Source organism: Salinisphaera dokdonensis CL-ES53, from assembly GCF_040361215.1.
In the GTDB taxonomy this organism is placed as follows: domain Bacteria; phylum Pseudomonadota; class Gammaproteobacteria; order Nevskiales; family Salinisphaeraceae; genus Salinisphaera; species Salinisphaera dokdonensis.
On record NZ_APND01000002.1, the window covers coordinates 598,346 to 619,092 of the forward strand.

The window sequence follows — 20,747 nt, forward strand, 5'->3', positions numbered from 1 at the left end:
GGCAAGCTCGCTGAAGGTCGCCTCTCGATCTATGTAGGCCGGATTAGCCCAAGGCGTAATCCGGCCGGAACGAGGCACCCGCGCCAGCTTCAACTTCGCAGTTGCTAGGGCTTGGGGTACGGCTGTATCGCCTGTATTGACCCCCTTGCACGGCGACGGAGACGCGCAGTGGCGAAGGGTGTCCGGCGCACTGCGCCGGTGCGGCCAGCTGTCTGAGGATCGCCAAAGCGATCCGAGTTCTGGCCGCATCCCTTCGGCGCGAGCATCGGAGTGCGCCGGCGCCGTGCCGGGTGTCTTTTTCTTTGCTTACTTTCTTTTGGACAAGCAAAAGAAAGGGAGTCGCACAGCAGTGCGAAACAAAAGGTGCGATTTACTCGTGAGTGCCGAAAAACTCGTGGCCCGAACCCGCTGATTTTTTAGTTAACGCCCGAGACTCAATCGACTTGAGGTTTCGCACCGATGCCCCGCGTTGTTCGCCCGGCATCGCGCAGCAGGAACGCGCTAACGCTCAAACGTGCAGCTGTTTCAGGCTGGTCTCTCTGCTGCTCAGCGCAACGCCAGGGGGAATACAGACAAAGCCTGCGCGCCGTCGCGTCGAGACGGCTCGCTGCTTCACCCCCTCGGCATGCGGCTATTTTCAGGCCTTAGCGCTCGCCCGCGCCGAAACGCTATCGTGCCAGCGCTTGAGATGGGTCTGCTCCTCGCCGATACGCAGCTTCACCACGCGGGCAAAGTCGACCGTACACAGCGCCGTGATATCGGCCACCGAGTAGGACTCGCCGGCGATGTATTCGCTATTGGCCAGATGCTTGTTTAGAAAGCCGAACATCTTGGTAGCGCGTTCGAAACTGATCTCGCCGTATTCGGTCGAGCACGTTTCGCGATCCTCGAAGGCGCGACTGAGGTTGCGGAAGGCCATGGCGACCGGGAACAGGAGATTCAGCTCCATGCGCCGGTTCCACATCTCGATGATGGCTTTTTCTTCCGGGTTGGTGCCCATCAGCGGCGGCTCGGGGTGAATTTCCTCGAAGTAGCGGCTGATCGCCATCGACTCGGCGATGCAGGTGCCGTTGTCGAGTTCCAGCGTGGGCACGCCGCCCAGCGGATTCTTTGTCTTGTATTCGTCGGTGAGGTTCTCGCCGGCCATGATGTCGAGATTGATGATCTCGACCTGGTCGAGGTCGATGCCTTTCTCCGCCATGAACATGCGCGCGCGGCGCGGATTCGGGGCGCGGTCGCTCTGGTACAGCTTCATATCGATACTCGCGGTGGGTTCGTCGTTGTTCTAGGTGTCGCGTGGGCGTTTCAGGCGGCGTCGATCACGCGCTCGCACTGGTCGTGCAGCACGTTCACGGCATGGCCGAAGCTGGCGAAGCGCTTGTCGGCGGTCTTGCCTTCCACATAGCGCTTGTAGATCTGCTGCAGGATCACGGCCAGCCGGAACAGGCCGAAGACCTGATAGAAGGGCCAGTCTTCGATGGCGTGGCCGGTCTTGTCGCGGTAGCGCGCGAGCATCTCGTCACGCGTGAGCATGCCGGGCAGATGGGTCGGGCCCATGCGGATATCGAGCATCGGCTGCGGGTCGTCGGCCTGCACCCAGTAGGCCATCGAACAGGCGAAATCCATCACCGGGTCGCCGAGGGTCGCCATTTCCCAGTCGAGTACGCCGATGATGTCGTTGAGCGACTCATCGAAGACGACGTTGTCGAGCTTGTAGTCGTTGTGGATGATCGCGCGCCGGGTGACGTCGGGTATGCGCGCCTCGAGCCACTGCATGAGCGCTTCGCAGTCAGGGACATCGTCGGTGCGCGCGTTGCGATAGCGCTTGTTCCAGCCGGTGATCTGGCGCTCGATATAGCCTTCGGGCTTGCCGAAGTCGGCCATGCCGGCGGCGTCGACATCGGTGGTGTGCAGGGCGGCCTGCACGTCGAGTAGCTGTTCGCACATCCGCGTGGCGGCGGCCGGCGACAGCGATACATCCTCGGGCAGGTCGCGACGCAGAATCACGCCGCGCAGGCGTTCCATGACATAGAACTCGGCGCCGATCACGTCTTCGTCGGTGCAGTGCACGATCGGCGTCGGGCCGTAGTCGTAGACGCCGTCGAGACGCGACAGCACGCCGTACTCGCGGCCCATGTCGTGGGCGGATTTCACCTGACTACCGAAGGGCGGCCGGCGCAGCACATACTCGCGGTCGTCGACCTTGAGCAGATAGGTCAGGTTCGACGCGCCGCCCGGGAACTGGCGGATGATCATATCGCCGGATGCCGGCACCAGCGTCGGCGCGTGCTCGCGGCACCACGCGGTAAGCCCGGCGGCGTCGATATCCTCGCCTTCGCGGATGGTCTGCGCCTGATCGATAGCGGTCATGAGATCTCCTCGTTATTCGGTTTGCTGCCCAGGCCCGGAATGGCCAGCATCGCCTGAGCGGCCGCGGTGACCGTGTCGGCATAGGCGGCGACATCCAGGCCGCGTTCGGCATGTTTGTTCCGCTTGAGATACCAGTCCTGGAGCATGGCCTTGATCAGGCCCGCCGCGATTTCGGGCTGCACGCCGGCATACAGCGACTGCGCCTGACCGGCGCGGATGATGTCCGCGAAGATGCGCTCCGATCCCTGCTCCATCACCACCGCCTTGCGGCGTTCATCGGGCGCCAGGTGATGGGCTTCCATATAAAGAAAGAAAAACCATTCGCGCAGGGCTTCCGTAGTCAGCAGGTGCGCTTCGATGGCGGTCGCCAGACGTGCGTGGTTGTCCTCGATATCCTCCAGCGCGCTGTCCATGACCTGACCGAGGGTTAGCGAAATACGCCGCTGGATCAGCCGTGCGAGTTCGTCCTTGCTGCCGATATAGGCATACAGACCGCCGAGTGACAGGCCGCTTTCACCGGCGAGTTCACGCAGCGTCATGGCAGCGAAGCCCTTGCGGTTGGCCAGCCGCAGCGTTGCCTCGATGATGCAGGTGAGGTTGTCGGTGGCAGCCTGTGGGCTGCGTACCGCGATCGAACCCTCGCGGGCTTCCACAATCGCGGCGCACAGGGCGCGGCTGTTGAGATGGTGGCGGGCGATGAAGGCGTCGAGCGTGAGGCGGTCCACGAATAGCCCTAGCGGAAGGTGATCAGGGAGGCATCGTCGGCTGCGTGCAGCGCCGCGATGTCGTTGAAACCGAGCATACGCCAGCCGTCGCGGGTCGAACGCAGTTCGCTGATCGCGGCGTTGTACACGCTCCAGTTGAGCTCGATGGTCTTGGCGTGGCTGGCGTCGGTGGCGGTCGCGATCGAAACCGCGATGGGCCCGCCGGAGCTGAACACGCCGATCCGTGCATCGCGCGGATAATCGCTGCGTAGCCGTTCCAGGCCGCGCTGTACCCGGGCCCGGAAATCGACCCACGATTCACAGTTCGGTGTGTCGTGCGGGGTGCCGGCCAGCCAGTGGCGAGTGACCTTTTCGAAGACTTTCTGGAACACGCGCCGATCGGTCTTCAATTGGTCGCGTGCCTCGCCCAGTTCCGGATGCTCGTCGAAAACGCGCGGCACATAGGCCTTGAAGATGGCGTCGGCGTCGTATTCGTTGAAGTCCGTGTCGGTCGCCAGCTCGGGCGCGTCCGGCAGGGATTCGCGGGCGAGCTCGCCGGTACGGCGCTGGCGCTGCATGTCGCCGGCCATCAGCACGTCGAATTTCTGGCCGCGCGCGGCCAGATGCCGGCCGACCAGACGGGCCTGTCGTTCGCCGGTCTCGGACAGGCGGTCGTAGTTCGCCGCGCCAAAGCTGGCCTGGCCGTGGCGAATAAGAATGAGTTGAGTCATGGACGCGACTATAGGCAGCCCCTGATTACAGGGTCAACGGGAAACGGACGTTCGTTCGTTATACTCGCCGGCTGTCGAATCGATCGGGCGCACACGGCGCGTCATCAGCATGGGCCAGGCATGGCTCACACATGAGCTACACATGAGCAATGACAGCACATCGGACCGGCTTGCCGGCAAGCGTATCGCGATCACCGGCGCCGGCAGCGGCCTCGGTAGAGAACTGGCGCTGCGTTATGCCCAGGAAGGCTGGCGCGTGGCGGTGACCGATATCCAGACCGGGCGCGCCCGTCGCGTCGCCGGCGAAGTGAACGAGGCCGGGGGCGAGGCCATCGCGCAGACGCTGGACACCACCAAGGTCGAGGATTTCGATGCCCTGCTTGCTCGGATCGAGCAGGAGTGGGGTGGGCTGGACGTGTTCGTGAACAACGCCGGGGTATCGAATGCCGGCTCGGTGGTCGATACGCCGCTGGCGGACTGGGACTGGATGCTGGATATCAATCTCATGGGTGCGGTCCGGGGCAGCCGCGCCGCGCTCCCGATGCTGCGCGCCAGCCGTGGCCATCTGATCAATATCGCCTCCTTCGCCGCGGTTGCGAACGCGCCCGGCATGGCGGCCTACAACGTCGCGAAATCGGGCGTGCTGTCGCTGTCGGAATCGATCCGTGGCGAGGAGCACGACAACGGCGTGGGCGTGACCGTGGCCTGTCCGGCCTTCTTTGCCACCAACCTGCTGGAATCGTTTCGCGGCACCAACGATCGCCAGCGCGCGATGGTCGACAAGCTTATGCAGCGGGCCAAGGTCAGCGCTGCCGACGTGGCCGACGATATCCACCGTGCCGTACGCGAGAACGAGTTTCTTGTAATCTCGCACCGCACCGCCCGCTGGCAGTACCGCATGAAGCGCCTGTCCCCGGACACTTTCTTCAATGCGGTACTGAAAGCGACGCGCTCCTTCACCCGCTAGAGCCGCGGTCCGGCCCCGCCGTCGACCGCCCGCTCGATTCGAGACCGACGATGACCAACCCCGTGTTCATGATCTATGGCGCCTACGGCTATACCGGCGAGCTGATCGCGCGCCAGGCTGTTGCCCAGGGCCTTTCGCCCGTGCTGGCCGGCCGTAGCGAGGACCAACTCAAGCCGCTGGCCGATTCACTGGGGTTGGGTTACCGGGTGTTCGCCATGCGCGAGGCCGGCGATATCGCCCCGTATCTCGACGGTATCGATGTGCTGCTGCACTGCGCCGGGCCGTTCTCGGCGACCGCACCGCAGGCGATTGCGGCCTGTATTCGCTCGCAGACGCACTATCTCGATATCACCGGCGAGATCAACGTTTTCGAGCACGCCTTCGGCCGCCACGAGCATGCTGCCCAGGCCGGCGTGGTGCTGTGCAGCGGCGTGGGTTTCGACGTGGTGCCGACCGACTGTATCGCTGCCTATCTCATCGAGGCCTTGCCGGACGCGGCGGAACTGGCGCTGGGGTTCGACTCGCGCTCGGGCTTTTCGCCGGGCACGGCCAAGACCTCGGTCGAAGGCCTGGCCGACGGCGGCAAGATCCGCCGCAACGGGCGCATCACCACCGTGCCGCTTGCCGCGAGTGTGCGCGAGATCGATTTCGGCAACGGCGCCAAGCAGGCGATGACCATTCCCTGGGGCGATGTCTCCACGGCCTGGCATACGACCGGTATCAGCGATATCGAGGTGTATATGCCGATGTCGCCCAAGCGCATCAAGCAGGTCCAGCGGCTGAACTGGGTTCGCCCGCTGCTGGGGCTTGCGCCGGTGCAGTCGTTCCTCAAATCGCGCGCCGCGCGCGTGGCCGGCCCGGACGAAACCAAGCGCGAGAAAGCGACCACCCATGTCTGGGGCGAGGTGGTGAACGACCGCGGCGAGCATCGCGTGGCTCGCGTGCATGTCGCCAACGGCTACGAAGTCACCATCCACGCCAGCCTGGCGATCGCTGAGCAACTGTTGGCCGGCGCGCCGGCCGGCGGCGCCTATACGCCATCGCGGCTGGCGGGCAAGGAACTGGTCGAGCGCCTGCCCGGCAGCGGCCGGGTGGAGATCAGCGAGGAGTAGACGCGCTGAAGTCGGGCGCCGTGGCTGCCGTGTCGAGATCGAAATAGGCGGCCATGAGCTGATGGATGGCCGGGTGGGCTTCTTTCAGTGCCGCGCCGCGCTGGAAGAAGGCCTCGACCGCCACGGCAAAGAACTCCGTGGGGTTCTCGGCGCCGTAGATATCCAGCACCGGTGAGCCTTCATCGCGAAGCTGTTCGAAAGCCGCGCCGAACGCCTGCGACCAGCTGTCGACATCCGCCATCGGCGGAGCGCCCTCGTTCTGCGGTGCGGCGAAATCCAGCAGGTGCGCGAACTCGTGCAGGATCACGTTGTGGTCGGCGCCCGCCAGCGCCTGTTCGATCTCGGCCCAAGCCAGAATCACGCGCCCGCTATCCCAGGCCTCGCCCGAAGCGAGCATGGGCAGATCGTCCACCAGGCCCTGTTCATCGGGCAGCGTCTGGGGGATATAGAAGGCGTCCGGGTAGATCAGGATCTCGCCGGGCAGATCGAACACGCCGGGCTGGGCCCCCAGACACAACAGGCTGGCCTGGCTTGCGATCACCAGCTCCATGTCGCGGGTGACGTCGAGCCCGTTGCAGCCGACAAAGCGCACCTCGGCGAGCATTTGCGCGGCGAGCATGGCCAGCCGATCTCGCTGACGGTCATCCAGCAATGCGGCCCACGGCAGTCTTTCGAACAGGCGGGCGTGTTCGTCACCGGCCAGCGTTGGCGTGCCCCGCCCGAGCGCACGCAAGCGCGGATAAGCGATAATGCCTGCAGCAACGACCAGCGCGCCGGCCAGGACAAGGGTCGCGCCAGCGATATTCATTCAGAGGCTCCGACAGCGCTGTGCGCGAGGTGCGGCCATACAGACAAGGGACGGTGACCGCTCGTGAGCTGGTTCGAAATAGGGCAAAGCATTCTCGGCACGGTGACCTCTTTCGTGATCTGGTCGATGCTGGTCTATGCGTTTTATGTCCTGCGTAACCGCAGCCTCGAGTACAAGCTCAAACAGCTCGTGCAGCCCGAGCGCAGCGACCCCGACGAAGACCGCGTACACATCATCTGCGCTAACGGTACCGGCGTTCGGGTAACCATCCGGGACGTGCGCCTGATCACCGATGACGACGTGCATGTGAGCCTGACCTATATCGGCGATACAGGCGACGTCATCCGGCCACGCAAGCCCAACGACATCATTGCACGCCGGCGTAATCCGGCGACAACCCAGCACGAGAAGGCCGGCCTCATCGAGCGCAACTTCGTTGCGCTGCCGGCCCAGACGGCGGGGCTTTGGGCGTTGACTGCCCAGCAGGTGGAAAACGCGCGCTGGAATTTCACGAGCTGCCTGCTGGTGATCGATTACCCGACGCTGCTCAATACCCGAAAGCTGATGGTCGTCTATGCCAAGCCGGATATCGTCCAGGCGCTGAACGACGACTTCAATCGGTATATCGTCAACGCCCGCCGGCGTCATGAGGAATAACGCGCGCGCCTGCCTTGGTTATTCGTTGGCCACGCCGTGGGGCACATGCCCGGCCGCGATCCGGCCGGCGGCCTTGCCGATATGGGTCGCCTGATCGTCGAAGAAGATATCGGCACCGAAGGCCTCCAGGAACTCGGCCTTGGTCATGCCGCCCAGGAAAAGCGCCTCGTCGATACGGATATGCCAGGCGCGCAGCGTGCGGATCACGCGTTCGTGCGCCGGTGCACTACGAGAGGTCACCAGCGCGGTGCGAATCGGGCAGTCGGCAGGGTCGAATTCGGCCTGGATGCGCGTGAGCGCTTCCAGGAACGCCTTGAACGGCCCGCCCGGCAGCGGGTCGCCGGCCGAACTGACTTCGCTGGCCGCGAAGGCTTCCAGACCCTGTTCCTTGAAGATGCGCTCGGCGTCGTCCGAAAACAGCACCGCGTCGCCGTCGAAGGCGATCTTGAGCGCGCCGTCCGCGCCGGCCAGCGAGTGGCCGGGCACGATGGTGGCGGCAGCGCAACCGGCCTTGAGTGCAGCGCGCACGTCGTCCGGGTCGGCCGACAGGAACAGATCCGCGCCGAAGGCGCCTACATAGCGATACGGCGAACTGCCGCTGGTAAAGGCCGCGCGGGTGATCGGCAGCTTGTGGTGGGCGATGGAGTTGAACACGCGCAGCCCGGTATCGGCGCTGTTACGCGACAGCAGGATCACTTCCACGCGTTCGCTTTCCGCCTCGTTGAGCGACAGCAGCTTGCGTACCAGCCCGAAGGCGACGCCCGGTTCCAGCACGTCTTCCTCGTGCTGGATCTGGTAATTGCAGTAGGCCTCGCGGCCGTCGGTCTCGAATACTCGGTGGCTTTCCTCGAGATCGAACAGCGCGCGCGAGGAGATGCCGATGACCAGCTTGTCGGGGTGTTTGCTCATGGCGGCAAGTGTAGCGTTCGTTGCGGTGACTGTATCCCCGCGGGCGAAAAGGCGCCTTTCAGGCTTGGTCAGCTGCTTTTCTATCGGCTGAGACTAAAGTCTCAAGCGTTGGCGGATCCGATATTTCAACGGATTCAGCAGCCTGGCCAGAGGCCTGTTTTTAGCAAAATTCGCTGATTGTGTGAGAAATCAGGTCATTTTTCGCCTGTAAATGCCCCTTTTGGCAGGTTGTTTGCTTTACACTCGTCTTCGAGCTTATGGCTCGGGTAACCGGCCGACCGTGGCGTACGCGCTCGCGGTGGGGTACGGTCTATATAGCCGGTTCGTGGTGGGACACGAACCGTGGGGAACAAGCTTTTCAGGGAGAAAACCGATGGGGACTCATCCGTTCAATTCAGGCAAGGTGCGCGCGTCTGTGCGTAACGTGATCGGTACGGCAGTCGCCGTTCCGCTGCTGTTCTCGGCAATGCCCGCCATGGCGCAGAGCCAGCAGGAAGAGATGCAGGATCTGCGTGACCAGATCCAGCAGATGCAGCAGCGCTTCGATGAGATGCAGCAGCAGCAGGAACAAATGGCGCAGGAACAGTCGTCGCCGCGTTCCGACGACCAGTTGGTATCCAAGTCGGAAGACGGCGAAGGCTTCATGGTCGGCGACACCAACATCAAGGTGAACGGCTACTTCAAGTTCGACGCCATCTACGATTTCGAAGACGACCACGACGCCTTGCTGGGCCCGTCTGATGCGATCGGCACCCTCAACGCCAAGGGCACCGACTCGCCCGGTGACGGCGATTTTGGCGTTACCGTCAAGCAAACCCGTCTCAAGATCGCGACCACCACTCCCACTGAGTTTGGCGATCTGGGCGGTTATATCGAGATGGACTTCTATGGCAAGCCCTACGATGAGTCGTTCGACAGCGCCCCTTCTCCGCGTGTGCGTCGTGCCTATCTGACGTTTGGCAACTGGTTGATCGGCCGCGACTGGTCCACCTTCTCGGACTTCAACTACGGCACCACGCTGAACTTCTACGGCCCGCAGGCGCAGCTGTTCGAGCGTCAGGCGCAGGTCCGCTACACCATGGACGCGGGCGAGAACACGACGGTCGATTTCTCGCTTGAGAATCCGGGTGGTGGGACGGTTCTGGCTGGTGATGACACCGACGTGGACTTCCGCGGCCTCGAGGATGGTACGGCCACGGAGAACACCGTTCCGGACATGGTCGTTCGTCTCCAGAGCTCGAGCGGCCCGCTGAGTGTCCAGGCAGCGGCCATCGGCCGTTATTTGAAGGCCGATATAAATGACGTCACCGGCACTGGCGATTCTGATGAGGATTCCGTGGTGGGCTACGGTCTTGATCTAGGCGGCTCGTTCACGATGCCGACCGGCACAACGATCATGGTCTCGGGCGTCTACGGCGAAGGCATCGGCAAGTACTTTTATGCCCCCGCAGGTGGCGCCGATGCATACGTGACTACCGACGGCCAGCTCGAGGCCATCGAGCGCTACGGCTTCATCGGTACGATTTCGCAGGAGCTCACCCCGACGCTGACGACCAATGTCATCTACGGCAAGGGCTTCTCCGAAAGCCCAGATGACTTTGTCGGCGCTACGGATGAGCTGCATGACGAGTCTTCGACTCTGGCCGTCAACCTGCTGTACACGCCGGTCGATCCGCTGACCTTCGGTATCGAGTACAACCGTGCCGAGTACGAGCAGCAGAACGGCGTCGATGCCGACGCGCAGAACGTGCAGTTCTCGACGATCTACAACTTCTAGTAGCCGTCGCTGCGTGATTTTGCCCGGCCTTGTGCCGGGCGACTTGAAGCCCCGGTTCGCCGGGGCTTTTTTGTGTCCGCTCGTTCTTCAGCCAAGTTAGGATGAACGGATGAGCCGTCATGCATCCTCTCGTTCCCAGGCCGGGGCCAAGGTCGCGTCATCTGCCCTCAGTGAAGGCGTGGCGTTGCACCGCGCCGGCCAGCTCGATGCGGCCGATGCCTGCTACCGACGCGTCAAGCGTCGTGACCCGGATCACGCCGAAGCACTACGCCTGCGCGCGCTGATCGCCCATCAGCGTCGCCAGCCGGAGGCGGCGATCAAGCTGCTGCGTCGGGCGGTCGAGCACCAGCCGGCGAATCCGGTCTATCACCACAGCCTGGCCGAGCTGCTGCGTGTCAGCGGCGATAGCCGCGCCGCCATTACGGCCTACCGACGCGCGTTTGCGTTGCAGCCCGAGCGCGTGCAGAACGGTCTGGATCTCGGGGATGCGCTCTCGGGAGCGGGCTTCAGCGAGGACGCCCTGGCGGTCTATGCCGATGTCGCCAATCGCCATCCGGCGCATGTCGCGGCCTATCTGCGTCGCGCGATGCTGATTTTCGAGCGCGGTGATCCGGCCGGCGCAGGGGCCGAGCTGGAGCAGGCGCTCGCGCACGTATCAAACGATGCGGGTACGCAGTGTGAACTGGCCGCGGCCTGGGGCGGCATCGAAGAATATGACCGGGCCGCCGAGCGTTACGAAGCCATACTGGCTGATGCGCCCGACAACGTGCGTGCACTCGCGGGCCTGGGCAGTGCCTGCCAGAGCCGCGGTCAGTTCGACGCATCGGCGAGCCACTTCGAGCAGGCGCTCGATCGCGATCCGGGGCTGGGCTGGGTCTATCCGGCGCTGATGAATAACCGCCGTTATGCGATGAGCGGGCACCGTATCGATGCCATGAAACGGCAGGTGGCGGACAACAGCGTGGGCGACACGGTGCGCAGTCATCTGCATTTCGCGCTGGGCCACCACTACGATGTGCAGCAGGCGCCCGAGCAGGCGTTCGCGCATTTCGAGGCCGGCAACCGGCTGCACGCGCGGCGCCACGTGTTCGCGCCACAGATGTTCGACGACCGGATCGAGCGCATCGTGCAGCACTGCGATCGCGAATTCTTGGCGGCGAACGCGCATGCAGCCGATGGCTCGGCGGGTCGCAGTGAGCGGCCGGTTTTCATTGTCGGTATGCCGCGCTCCGGCACCAGTCTCGTGGAGCAGATAATCGCAAGTCATCCGCGCGCTTTCGGCGCCGGCGAGTTGAACGATATGCGCCGCATGTCGCGCGAGCTGCCGGCCCTCGTGGGTAGCGACGGTTCCTATCCAGAGCCTCTGAGCCGCCTGACGCCCGCCCAGGCCGACACGCTCGCGCAACGTTATCTCGGCGCGCTGTCGGCACGTGCGCCCGAGGCCGAGCGTGTGACCGACAAGATGCCGTTCAACATGCTCTGGCTTGGCCTGATTGCGCGGCTGTTTCCCAATGCCCGCGTGATCTATTGCCGGCGCGAGCCGATGGACAACTGCCTGTCCTGCTATTTCCAGCTGTTCAATCAGGGGATGCGCTTCGCCTACGATCTGGAACATCTGGGCGGTGTCTATCGCCAGCACGAACGCCTCATGGCGCACTGGCAGACCGCGCTGCCGTTATCCATGCTCACGGTGGACTACGAGGCCCTGGTTGCTGATCCGGAAGCTCAAAGCCGACGGTTGATCGAATTCACGGGCCTGGACTGGGACGACCGCTGCCTGGATTTTCATCGCGCCAGGCGCGATGTGCGTACCGCCAGCGTCTGGCAGGTGCGCCAGCCCGTATACCGGTCGTCGGTCGAGCGCTGGCGCGCCTACGCGCCGTGGCTTGGGCCGCTGGAGGCTGCGCTGGCGGATTAGTGCCGGCGCCCGATGTTCCATAGGAGACCGCGATCGCCATGCCTGCCGTTATCGAGCTCACCGACAAGGGCCTCTATTGCGCGGCCGGCGATTTTCATATCGACCCGTGGCGACCGGTCGAGCGCGCCCTGATCACCCATGCCCACGCCGATCATGCGCGCAGCGGTCACGACCACTACTGGGCGACAGAGCAAAGTGCGCCCATTCTCTACAAACGCCTGGGCCGCCAGATCGAACTGACCCCGGTGGCGTATCAGGAGCCGTTGACGTTTGGCGATGCACGGGTCTCGTTTCATCCGGCCGGGCATGTGCTGGGCTCGGCCCAGATCCGGGTCGAGGTGAATGGCGAGGTCTGGGTCGCCTCGGGCGACTACAAGCGCGATGCCGATCCGACCTGTGCCGACTTCGAAGTCGTGCCCTGCGACACCTTCATCACCGAGGCGACCTTTGCGCTCCCGGTGTATCGCTGGGCAGACACAGCCGAGGTGGCAGCCGACATCCATGCCTGGTGGCAGGCCAACGCCGCGGCAGGGCGCACCAGCGTGTTGTTCTCGTATTCGTTGGGCAAGGCACAGCGCCTGCTGGCGGAGCTCGCGCGCTATACCGACGAGACGGTCTACCTGCACGGTGCCCTGGTCCCGTTGACCGAGATCTATCGCGAGGCGGGCGTGCATATGCTGCTGACCGAGCCGGTGAGCGCACAGGATCGCAAGGCAGATTTTGCCGGCTCGCTGGTCATGGCGCCGCCGTCGGCGGCCGGGTCGCGCTGGATGCGCCGCTTCAAGCATCACGAAACCGGCTTTGCCTCCGGCTGGATGCGTATCCGTGGCAATCGGCGCCGGCGTGGCTACGACCGCGGTTTCGTGCTGTCCGACCATGCCGACTGGCCGGGACTGATCCGTACCATCGAACAGACCGGCGCGACGCGGGTGCTGGCCACTCATGGCCGCACCGATGTTCTGGTCGCCTATTTGCGCAATCGGGGGCTAGATGCCGCGCCGCTGGCTACCGAATATGCCGACAGTCTGGAAGCCGAAGACGGCTGAACACGCCGGTACGAGACTGCCAGCGGCGCGTGTGTCTGCGTTATGCTGGCGAAATAGTTCCCAATCAGGAGGCGCGCCGTGGCGCTAGCCACCTTTGCCATGGGCTGTTTCCGCAAGCCGGCGCTGTTGTTCCGTGATGTCGATAGGGCGACTGACGTCGCGATCGGCAATGCCGGCGCTGTGAACACCGCCGCCCATGGCCGCCACCCGTTCGACCGCATCGGCCGCGTGTGTTGCTGAGCGGCGCAACAGCGAAGCCGCGTCTATTGGGGGCTGGCCGCATCGCAGGGGGCATGACATGAGCAATGCCCCCGCCGCTGTGGTTGGCACGCGCTCGACCGATCCGGTCGCGGTGGACCGCGACGAGCGGGAACGGCTGCAGCTGCAACGCATGGAACGTGCGCTTGTACGCGCCTGGCTGGCCGCGCCGGAGGCCATGCCGCAGGCAGACTATGAATGCCTGCGCTATGCCTTCGGGTTGGCGAAGCTGCATGTGTTTCGTGTTCCCGGTACGCGCCACGAGATCACGGTCGACGCATCGCGTATCGCGCCGCTGCGCGCCTGGCTGCTCGAACACCTCTACGACCGCCTGCGTGGCTCGGCGACCGCGGACCAGAAGCTCGCTTTCTGTCTCGAGGCGGCGCCGGATGCGCGCCGGCGTTGTATAGAACTGCGTCGCGACCTGCTAGCGCTGCACGGCGACGAGTTCAGCGCCGAGGATCTCGACCGCGAGGCGGGCAAGCGCGCGTTGGTAATCGTCGCCGGCGGTGGTGGCGGTGCCGGCTATGTCTATGCCGGCGCGTTCGCGCGTCTGATGGAAGCCAACCTCATACCCGACTACATGGTCGGCAACTCGATCGGTGCCATTCTCGGTCTGTTCCGGGCCCAGCGCCGGCACGGGGACGTGAACGACTATCTCGACTTCGCCAGCAAGCTCAAGAACGGCGATATCTTCACCGGCGCACGTCGGCGCAGCGAGTTCTGCCTTCCCGGGCTGCTGCATCTGCACCTGCGTGCGCTGCACCAGCGCATGGCCACCGGTGATCTACGCCGCCCGCTGCGTCTGGACGAGATGGAGATCCCGCTGGATCTGGTCGTCGCCGGGATCCGGCGCCGTCCCTATGAACGGCTGCCGTCCGATGTGCGGGCGCCGAGCCAGGGCGCCGAGCGCTGGCTGCCGATGTGGATGCAGGTCGCGGCACGATTCGCGCGGTTATTGCAGTTCTTCAGCGCCGATGTGGTGGAGCCCATCGTGCTTGGCCGTGATACCGACACCCGGCAGGTTCATGCGGTGGATGCTGCCGGTTTCTCGGCGGCCGTGCCCAGTATTCTCCAGTACGAACCCGGCCCCGGCGCGGGCGTGACGCGCGAGATATTCTCCGAGCTGATGGCGACTCGCGAACTGGCCGCAATCGTCGACGGCGGCGTGGCAGACAACGTGCCCGCGCGTGCCGCATGGCGCGGTATCGCCGCCGGCCGCGCGGCGACGCGCAACGCCTACTACCTGGCTTTCGACTGCTTCTTTCCGCGGGTCGATGCCAAGAACTTCTGGCTCTGGCCGATCACCCAGACCGTGCAGATGCAGATGCGCGTCAACCGCGTCTATGCCGACACCATGGTGCGCTTCGATCGCACGTTGTCGCCGCTGAATATCGTGCCGAGCCCGAGCGCGCTGCACCTGTCGGTCGGTTGGGGCTATCAGGAGATGGATGAGCGCATGCCGGAAGTCGAAGAGATGTTGCGCCCGGTGAGTCTTTTTTCGAAGCAGGCAGAGGCGCGCGCGTCATGAGCGACGAACCCACGCAACGCGAAGGCAGCAGCCCGTTCGATCTGGTTTCGGGCGACCGCACCTTGCGCGAGCGGCTGTTTCTGTTCTGGGATCTGGGCATTATCGCGCTGGTGTCGCTCAACCTGGCGCTGATCATCTTCGATACGCTGTTCGCGATCGGCCCGCTCGCCAACGTGTTCGAATCGGTCTGGTCGTCGGGCCACGGTTGGTACGAAAGCAACGTTCACGAGAATTTCGTGGCCATCGACCTGGTGTTCGTCGCGATCTTCATCACCGACGTGCTCGCCGGCTGGGCCCTGGCTATTGCGCACAAGCGCTACTACCGCTGGTATTTCTACCCGTTCGTACGCTGGTACGACGTGCTGGGCTGTATTCCGGTCGCGGGTTTCCGTTTCCTGCGTGTGTTGCGCGTGATCACCATCACCATGCGCCTGCAACGCCTGGGCGTTATCGATATCCGTAACTGGGCGGTCTACAAGACCGCCATGGTGTATTACGACATCGTGGTCGAAGAGATCTCCGACCGGGTCGTGATCAAGGTGCTGTCGGGCGCCCAGGAAGAAATGCAGAGCGGCGGCCAGGAGCTCTCGCATCGCGTGGTGCGCGAAGTGATCCAGCCGCGCCAGCAGCGGCTTGTGCAGGCGGCCAGCACGCATATCGAGAACGCCATCACCAGCGCCTACCAGGCCAACCGCGAGGAACTGCAGGCCTATATCGCCAACGTGGTCAATCGCGGCGTGGACAACAACGCTGCGCTCAAGAACCTGGAACGCGTGCCCATGCTGGGCAGCTTCGTGTCGCGCGCGCTCGACGAGGCCATTACCGACACGGTGAACAACGTGCTCGACGAGGCCGTCAACGGCCTGTCCTCCGAGGACTTCGACGCGCTCGTGCAGAACATCACCGACAGCGTGGTTTCACGCCTGCTCGCCGACGATATCGGCCAGACCTCGGAAGTGCGCGACGCCGTTGTCGAGATCCTCGATCTGGTCAAGGAACAGGTCGCGGTGCAACGCTGGCGCGAGCATTTCGAGTAGGATCGAGAACGATAGAAAACAGCGAGGTCCCGTCGCGATGTATTCATGTTCGACTCGGCGCAAGACGCCCCGCGCCATTGCCGTGCTGTTGCTCTGCCTGCTGGTACTGGCGGTCAGCGCCTGTGAATGGACCGATCTCGTCGACGGTGATGACGACGAGGACGACGACAGCAACAGCGACAACACGCCGCCGGCCACCGAGACCCGCGTTCCGGGCCTGAGTGTGGCCGTATCCAGCTCCGATTTTCAGACCACGTCGGACACGCTGGTCGACTCGATCAACGCGAGCGCGAATTTCGTCGCGCTGGCCCGCATCGACCACCAGGCGAATGCCGGCAGCAGCTCGAGTCTGCGGCCGACGACGGTCGTGTTGTTCGACGATGCCAACCGTTCGTCGCCCCTGATCCTCGCCGACCCGCGCGTGGCGCTCGACCTGCCGGCGCGCGTACTGGTCTATCGCGACAGCGAAAACGATATCGGCGTGGCGTATACCAACGGCGACTATCTCGACGCGCGCTACGATCTGGGTGACGCAGAGGATGGCGCGCTTGACGGCTTCGATGCCGATATCGAGACGCTCGTGAACGATGTGGCCGGCGACGACCCGAGCAGTGGCGCGGCCAGTGGCGTCAGCGAGGGCGAAGGCATCGAGAGTGTCGAGAGCAGCCAGGATTTCAATAGCACGATCAATGCCTTGATTGACGCCATCGAAAGCCGTACCGAGCTGACCCGGCTCGACCCGATCGATTTTCAGGCGCGCAGTACTCGCAACGGGGTGAACCCGAATACCCTGATGATCTTCGGCAACCCGGATGCCGGCACACCGCTGATCCGAGCCAGCCAGACGACCGGCGTCGATCTGCCGCAGAAGATGCTCGTGTCCCAGGCCGACGACGGCACGGTAACGATCTATTACAACGACCCAGGCTTTATTGCCGATCGCCACGACATTACGGGCCGCGATGACGAGATCGACGCGATTGGCGACCTGTTGGCGGATCTGGCCGACGAGGCGGCCGGCAACGGCTCGACGTCCGGTAGCGCGAGCACGAACGCTGCGAACGGTTCAACGAATGCAACAGAGGCGGCTACCACGGATCAGTCCGGCGCTTCCGCCACGCCCTAGCCGGGCGTTGGGTCATCCGCGCCGCTGGGACGCGCTCGTCTACCAGCGCGCCGGCACGCCGCGCACGTCGATATGCACGAACGGCCCGTGGCGGCTGTTGGCGGGGTAGACGCTCAGCCCGCCCTGCAGTGCCGGCGTCTCCGCGGTGATCGTTTCCACGAGGTCGGCCAGCCAGCGCGCGTCGGCGCTATCGATCGTGCCGTCGCCGTTCAGGTCGTCCATGCGATCGTCGCCATCGGCATCGACGAAGATATCCGCCGCGCTGCCAAAAAGATGCTGGCTGTAGACCGTAGTGTTGCCGATATCCGCGTTGTACCAGGGCGTGCGAAAACCGCTCATCACCGTGATTGACGGCGCCGTGACGCCCGCCGCGACCAGGGCTGAATGCAGGCGTTCGAGCTTGTCCAGCAGCAGTGGTCGAACGAGTACGTACTTCGGCCAGTGGTCGGGTTGCTGGTGGCAGAGAAATTGGCCGAGGGTGAAATGCGGTGAGATTCGTGTATCGCGGTTTTCCGGGGTGACTTGCACCAGCCCGGGCGGTGGCGCGCTGGCCGCATCGCCCGGCCGTGGCTCGGGCACGTACCCGCCGATGCGGTATTCATCGAGCGTGTCGCGCGTGTTGTCGAACGGCGTCTTCACGAAGACATTGAGCCGAAGTCGGGCTCGTCTTTCAGCGTCGTGGATCGTGAGCGTATACAGGCCCGGCGTGGCCGGTGCGCGCCAGGTCCAGCCTTGCGCCTGCGCGGTCTCGATCACGCCGTGGCCGCCGGTTTCCAACGTAAGCCGGGCGTTTTCGGCTGCGCCTTGAGCATGGAGCGTGAGTACTGCATCCGGCATCACGAACGCCGCGGCGACCTGGCCCTGGGTTTCTCGCGAATCGATACGCAGGCCGAAGCCCGACGTAACGCTCGAGTCGTCGGCGGCTGACGACGCTGCGGCGACTGGCCCGCTCAGCACGAGGGCGAACAGCAGCAGCCAGGCTATTCTGGTTATCACGGCGTTGATGATTCGCAGATCGAACACGAAGCTCGCGAGAACGCCGCTCTAGCCAAGTCGGTCAGCTGGCGTTGTCGATCTCGACCATCGGCCGGATACGACGCAGGCGCTCGAGCGGGTCGTTGGTGGCCAGCAGGTCGTGCTTGGTGGCGGCATCGAAAGGCAACAGCTCGGTAAGCCGCGCGGACAGCCAGCTGGCCGAGTCGTAGGCGGTGCCGCGTTGTTCGTAGGGCAGGCCGATCTCTTCGATGAGGGCGGCCGCGACCTGTTTGAGCTGCGAGAACTCGATCGGGCAGGCGCTATCCGCCGCTTCGTCGATGAATTCGACATTGCCCCACCACAGGCCGTTGTCGGACTGGCGTGTCGCGTTCACTTCGAACCGGCGCCGGCCTTCCACGGTAATGCCCAGCGTGCCGTCGTCGAGCCGGTCGAAATCGATGATATCCACCAGCGTGCCGACCGCACGGGGCCGGCTGAACTCGTGGTCCTTTTCCGCCGGCTCGGCCGCGCAGACGCCGAACCCGGTCTGGCCCTTCATGCACATCGAGACCATGTCCAGATAACGCGGTTCGAAAATGCGCAACGGCATGATGCCGCCGGGGAAAACCACGGTGGTCAGCGGAAAGAGCGCGTAATCGGGTTGGTCCATAAGGCCGTCAACAGGGCAGTCGTGGGCATGGCGCGGCGGTGGCCGCTCTTGTTTCATCTTACGCGCTTGAGCTTTCGGGCGTTTTCGCCCGGTTCAAGATGCGTGGACAGTCGCGCGGGTGCGGGCTATGGTCGCGCTGCATGAATGACCACACTGATCTGCGCGACCCGGCCGTACGCGAGCGCGTCGCGGCTGGCTTCAACCAGCGTATTGCCCATAATCAGGCCATCGGCCTGCGCGTGGTCGATGTGCAGACCGATCGTGTGGTGACGACACTCGCCTATCGCGAGGAATTTCTCGGCGACCCGGTGGCCGGGCTCTGGCATACCGCGATCGGTACCACGGCCGCCGACAGTACATGCGGTCTGGCCGTCTTTCTGAGCCTGCCCGCGCTCGAATCGATCGCCACGCTCGATCTGCGCATGGACTATCTGCGTCCCGCGGTGGCAGGCCACGATCTCTGGGTCGAGGCCGAGTGCTATCACCTGACCCAAAGCGTGGCCTTCGTGCGCGCCACGCTGCACCAGAGCGATCGCGAGAAAGCCGTATCGCTGTGTACTGCCGCCTTCATGCGCACCGGTCGGCCGCCGGCCACGACGGCATGAGCGAGGTCGCCGAGAGCCTGCAGAAGGCGCTGGATACGGGCGATCACGAGGGCGTGGTCGCTTGTATTCCCTATGCCCGCTATCTGGGTATTCGTGCCGAACAGGACGATTCAAGCGGCGGGCGGATCTATCGCATGCCCTTTCGCGACGAGCTGGTGGGCAATGCTCGGCTACCCGCCTTGCATGGCGGCACCGTCGCGGGGCTGCTGGAGCTGGCCATGCAGATCGAGGTGCTGATTTCAGAAACCCAGCCGCGGCTGCCGTACCCGATCGATTTCTCGATCGACTACTGGCGTTCGGCCGGTGCGCAGGATTGTCTGTGTCGCTGTCGGTTGATCCGGTCCGGCCGGCGTATCGCCCAGGTTCAGGCCGAATGCTGGCAGGAGGACGCCGAGCGTCCGGTCGCCTTTGCCCGCGCCGATTTCCTGCTGCGTGCGGTGGACGACGCCAGCGTCTGAAGCGAGGCGCGCATCCCGCGCATTCCCGGATTGCATGCACGATGAATTAGACTAACGGCTTAGACGGCGGCCGCCGGCCGTCGAATCCGGCATTGCAAGACACAGTCCGGCCCGCATGACGGACCGGCAGGGAACGAGACGCGTTATGGCAGGGGATGGGGAACGCCTGGTCCAGGATCTGCTCGACCAGCTCAATCTGGAAGCACTCGAACAGCGGTTGTTCCGCGGCAGTTCGCGGGATATCGGCGGCAAGAGCGTGTTCGGCGGTCAGGTCGCCGGGCAGGCCATGGTCGCGGCTACGCGCACGGTCGATCCGGCCCAGCAGGCGCATTCGATGCACGGCTATTTTCTGCGTCCGGGCGACATGCAGGCTGCGATCGTCTACGAGGTGGACAACATCCGCGATGGCCGCAGCTTCGCGACCCGCCGCGTGCAGGCGATCCAGCATGGCCGGCCGATCTTTTCCATGCTCGTGTCGTTCCATGTCGCCGAGACCGGCTACACCCATCAGATGGCCATGCCGGACGTGCCCGGCCCGGAAGAGCTGACCAGCCACGACGAGCTGCGCCACGCCTGGGTCGATTCACTCGACCGGGTGCCGGAGTCTCTGCGCGAGGCGGTCGGCCGCGAGGTCGCGATCGACATGCGCGCGGTCAAGCCGTGGAACATGCTCGACCCGGACGAGCGCGAGCCGGTCCAGCACGTCTGGTTCAAGGCCAAGGCGCCGTTGCCCGACGATCAGGCCCTGCATCGCGCGGTGCTGACCTATGCCAGCGATTTCGGCCTGCTGGCCACCTCGCTGTTTCCGCATGGCGTGTCGTTCTTCACCCCGGGCATGCAGATGGCCAGCCTCGACCACGCGCTGTGGTTCCATCGCGATCTGAAGGTGGATGACTGGCTGCTCTATGCCATGGACAGCCCGGGCGCCCAGGATGCGCGCGGCCTGTCGCGCGGGCTGATCTTCAATCGAGAGGGCCAGCTGGTGGCCTCGGTCGCACAGGAAGGCCTGATTCGCCAGCGCGAGCCGCAGCCGAAAAAAGACCCCTAGCAAGCCGGCACGGCGGGTCATCGGCCCGTCATGCCGCGCG

General features: G+C 64.4%; 21 protein-coding genes. 13 read left to right on the plus strand and 8 right to left on the minus strand.

Annotated features, from left to right (window positions below):
- Positions 1 to 637: 637 nt before the first annotated feature.
- The 4 genes from SADO_RS08605 to SADO_RS08620 are packed head-to-tail and all read right to left on the minus strand — an operon-like array spanning position 638 to position 3,805.
- On the minus strand, positions 638 to 1,255 hold the full coding sequence (locus SADO_RS08605) for a glutathione S-transferase family protein (protein WP_353110768.1): 618 nt from the start codon (positions 1,253 to 1,255) through the stop codon (positions 638 to 640).
- 50 nt (positions 1,256 to 1,305) lie between these two features.
- The gene (locus tag SADO_RS08610; RefSeq protein WP_353110769.1) at positions 1,306 to 2,370 is read right to left on the minus strand and encodes a phosphotransferase family protein; all 1,065 of its coding nucleotides are present in this window, start codon (positions 2,368 to 2,370) and stop codon (positions 1,306 to 1,308) included.
- The gene (locus tag SADO_RS08615) at positions 2,367 to 3,095 is read right to left on the minus strand and encodes a TetR/AcrR family transcriptional regulator (protein ID WP_353110770.1); all 729 of its coding nucleotides are present in this window, start codon (positions 3,093 to 3,095) and stop codon (positions 2,367 to 2,369) included. Before SADO_RS08615 ends, SADO_RS08610 begins: the two co-directional genes overlap by 4 nt.
- Before the next feature lie 8 nt (positions 3,096 to 3,103).
- Positions 3,104 to 3,805 (minus strand): histidine phosphatase family protein, encoded by a 702-nt coding sequence (locus SADO_RS08620; RefSeq protein ID WP_353110771.1) that lies wholly within the window; start codon positions 3,803 to 3,805, stop codon positions 3,104 to 3,106.
- A 142-nt stretch (positions 3,806 to 3,947) separates the two neighbouring features.
- On the opposite strand from SADO_RS08620, the gene SADO_RS08625 reads away from it, so the two are divergent.
- Together SADO_RS08625 and SADO_RS08630 are read left to right on the plus strand one after the other, a co-directional pair.
- Positions 3,948 to 4,772, plus strand: coding sequence for an SDR family oxidoreductase (locus SADO_RS08625; RefSeq protein WP_353110772.1), 825 nt, complete (start codon positions 3,948 to 3,950; stop codon positions 4,770 to 4,772).
- A gap of 50 nt (positions 4,773 to 4,822) precedes the next feature.
- The gene (locus SADO_RS08630; protein WP_353110773.1) at positions 4,823 to 5,884 is read left to right on the plus strand and encodes a saccharopine dehydrogenase family protein; all 1,062 of its coding nucleotides are present in this window, start codon (positions 4,823 to 4,825) and stop codon (positions 5,882 to 5,884) included.
- Here the strand turns inward: SADO_RS08630 and SADO_RS08635 are convergent.
- The gene (locus SADO_RS08635) at positions 5,871 to 6,692 is read right to left on the minus strand and encodes a M90 family metallopeptidase (protein ID WP_353110774.1); all 822 of its coding nucleotides are present in this window, start codon (positions 6,690 to 6,692) and stop codon (positions 5,871 to 5,873) included. The two genes, SADO_RS08630 and SADO_RS08635, sit on opposite strands and share 14 nt — an antisense overlap.
- A 63-nt stretch (positions 6,693 to 6,755) precedes the next feature.
- Between SADO_RS08635 and SADO_RS08640 the strand changes: the two genes are divergently transcribed.
- On the plus strand, positions 6,756 to 7,349 hold the full coding sequence (locus tag SADO_RS08640) for a hypothetical protein (protein WP_353110775.1): 594 nt from the start codon (positions 6,756 to 6,758) through the stop codon (positions 7,347 to 7,349).
- Between the two features lie 18 nt (positions 7,350 to 7,367).
- Here the strand turns inward: SADO_RS08640 and SADO_RS08645 are convergent, their stop codons facing one another.
- Positions 7,368 to 8,258, minus strand: coding sequence for a 5'-nucleotidase (locus tag SADO_RS08645; protein WP_353110776.1), 891 nt, complete (start codon positions 8,256 to 8,258; stop codon positions 7,368 to 7,370).
- Positions 8,259 to 8,631: 373 nt separating this feature from the next.
- On the opposite strand from SADO_RS08645, the gene SADO_RS08650 reads away from it, so the two are divergent.
- The 7 genes from SADO_RS08650 (at position 8,632) to SADO_RS08680 (ending at position 16,951) form a co-directional block, all read left to right on the plus strand.
- A complete protein-coding gene (locus tag SADO_RS08650; RefSeq protein WP_353110777.1) occupies positions 8,632 to 10,035 on the plus strand; it encodes a DcaP family trimeric outer membrane transporter in 1,404 nt (467 codons plus the stop codon).
- Positions 10,036 to 10,144: 109 nt separating this feature from the next.
- Positions 10,145 to 11,953: a tetratricopeptide repeat-containing sulfotransferase family protein gene (locus SADO_RS08655; protein WP_353110778.1), complete on the plus strand. Its 1,809-nt coding sequence runs from the start codon at positions 10,145 to 10,147 to the stop codon at positions 11,951 to 11,953.
- A gap of 38 nt (positions 11,954 to 11,991) precedes the next feature.
- Entirely contained in the window at positions 11,992 to 12,999 is a 1,008-nt protein-coding gene (locus tag SADO_RS08660; protein ID WP_353110779.1) for a ligase-associated DNA damage response exonuclease, read from the plus strand.
- 78 nt (positions 13,000 to 13,077) lie between these two features.
- Complete coding sequence (locus SADO_RS08665; protein WP_353110780.1) at positions 13,078 to 13,239, plus strand: hypothetical protein; 162 nt, start codon at positions 13,078 to 13,080, stop codon at positions 13,237 to 13,239.
- A gap of 58 nt (positions 13,240 to 13,297) precedes the next feature.
- Positions 13,298 to 14,788 (plus strand): patatin-like phospholipase family protein, encoded by a 1,491-nt coding sequence (locus tag SADO_RS08670; protein ID WP_353110781.1) that lies wholly within the window; start codon positions 13,298 to 13,300, stop codon positions 14,786 to 14,788.
- Positions 14,785 to 15,825: an ion transporter gene (locus SADO_RS08675; protein ID WP_353110782.1), complete on the plus strand. Its 1,041-nt coding sequence runs from the start codon at positions 14,785 to 14,787 to the stop codon at positions 15,823 to 15,825. Before SADO_RS08670 ends, SADO_RS08675 begins: the two co-directional genes overlap by 4 nt.
- A 37-nt stretch (positions 15,826 to 15,862) precedes the next feature.
- Complete coding sequence (locus SADO_RS08680; RefSeq protein ID WP_353110783.1) at positions 15,863 to 16,951, plus strand: DUF302 domain-containing protein; 1,089 nt, start codon at positions 15,863 to 15,865, stop codon at positions 16,949 to 16,951.
- A gap of 39 nt (positions 16,952 to 16,990) precedes the next feature.
- On the opposite strand, the gene SADO_RS08685 is transcribed toward SADO_RS08680, so the two are convergent.
- Positions 16,991 to 17,974 carry a hypothetical protein gene (locus tag SADO_RS08685; protein ID WP_353110784.1) on the minus strand — a complete coding sequence of 328 codons (984 nt, stop codon included), beginning with the start codon at positions 17,972 to 17,974 and terminating at the stop codon, positions 16,991 to 16,993.
- 34 nt (positions 17,975 to 18,008) lie between these two features.
- Positions 18,009 to 18,596, minus strand: a complete 588-nt coding sequence (locus SADO_RS08690) for an LON peptidase substrate-binding domain-containing protein (protein ID WP_353110785.1) — start codon at positions 18,594 to 18,596, stop codon at positions 18,009 to 18,011.
- A gap of 140 nt (positions 18,597 to 18,736) precedes the next feature.
- Between SADO_RS08690 and SADO_RS08695 the strand changes: the two genes are divergently transcribed.
- The 3 genes from SADO_RS08695 to tesB all read left to right on the plus strand — a co-directional run bounded on the left by SADO_RS08695 (position 18,737) and on the right by tesB (position 20,707).
- Entirely contained in the window at positions 18,737 to 19,201 is a 465-nt protein-coding gene (locus SADO_RS08695) for a PaaI family thioesterase (protein ID WP_353110786.1), read from the plus strand.
- Positions 19,198 to 19,659 carry a PaaI family thioesterase gene (locus tag SADO_RS08700; protein WP_353110787.1) on the plus strand — a complete coding sequence of 154 codons (462 nt, stop codon included), beginning with the start codon at positions 19,198 to 19,200 and terminating at the stop codon, positions 19,657 to 19,659. The genes SADO_RS08695 and SADO_RS08700 overlap by 4 nt, the downstream gene beginning before the upstream one ends.
- 145 nt (positions 19,660 to 19,804) lie before the next feature.
- Entirely contained in the window at positions 19,805 to 20,707 is a 903-nt protein-coding gene (gene tesB / locus SADO_RS08705) for an acyl-CoA thioesterase II (RefSeq protein ID WP_353110788.1), read from the plus strand.
- Positions 20,708 to 20,747: the final 40 nt, after the last annotated feature.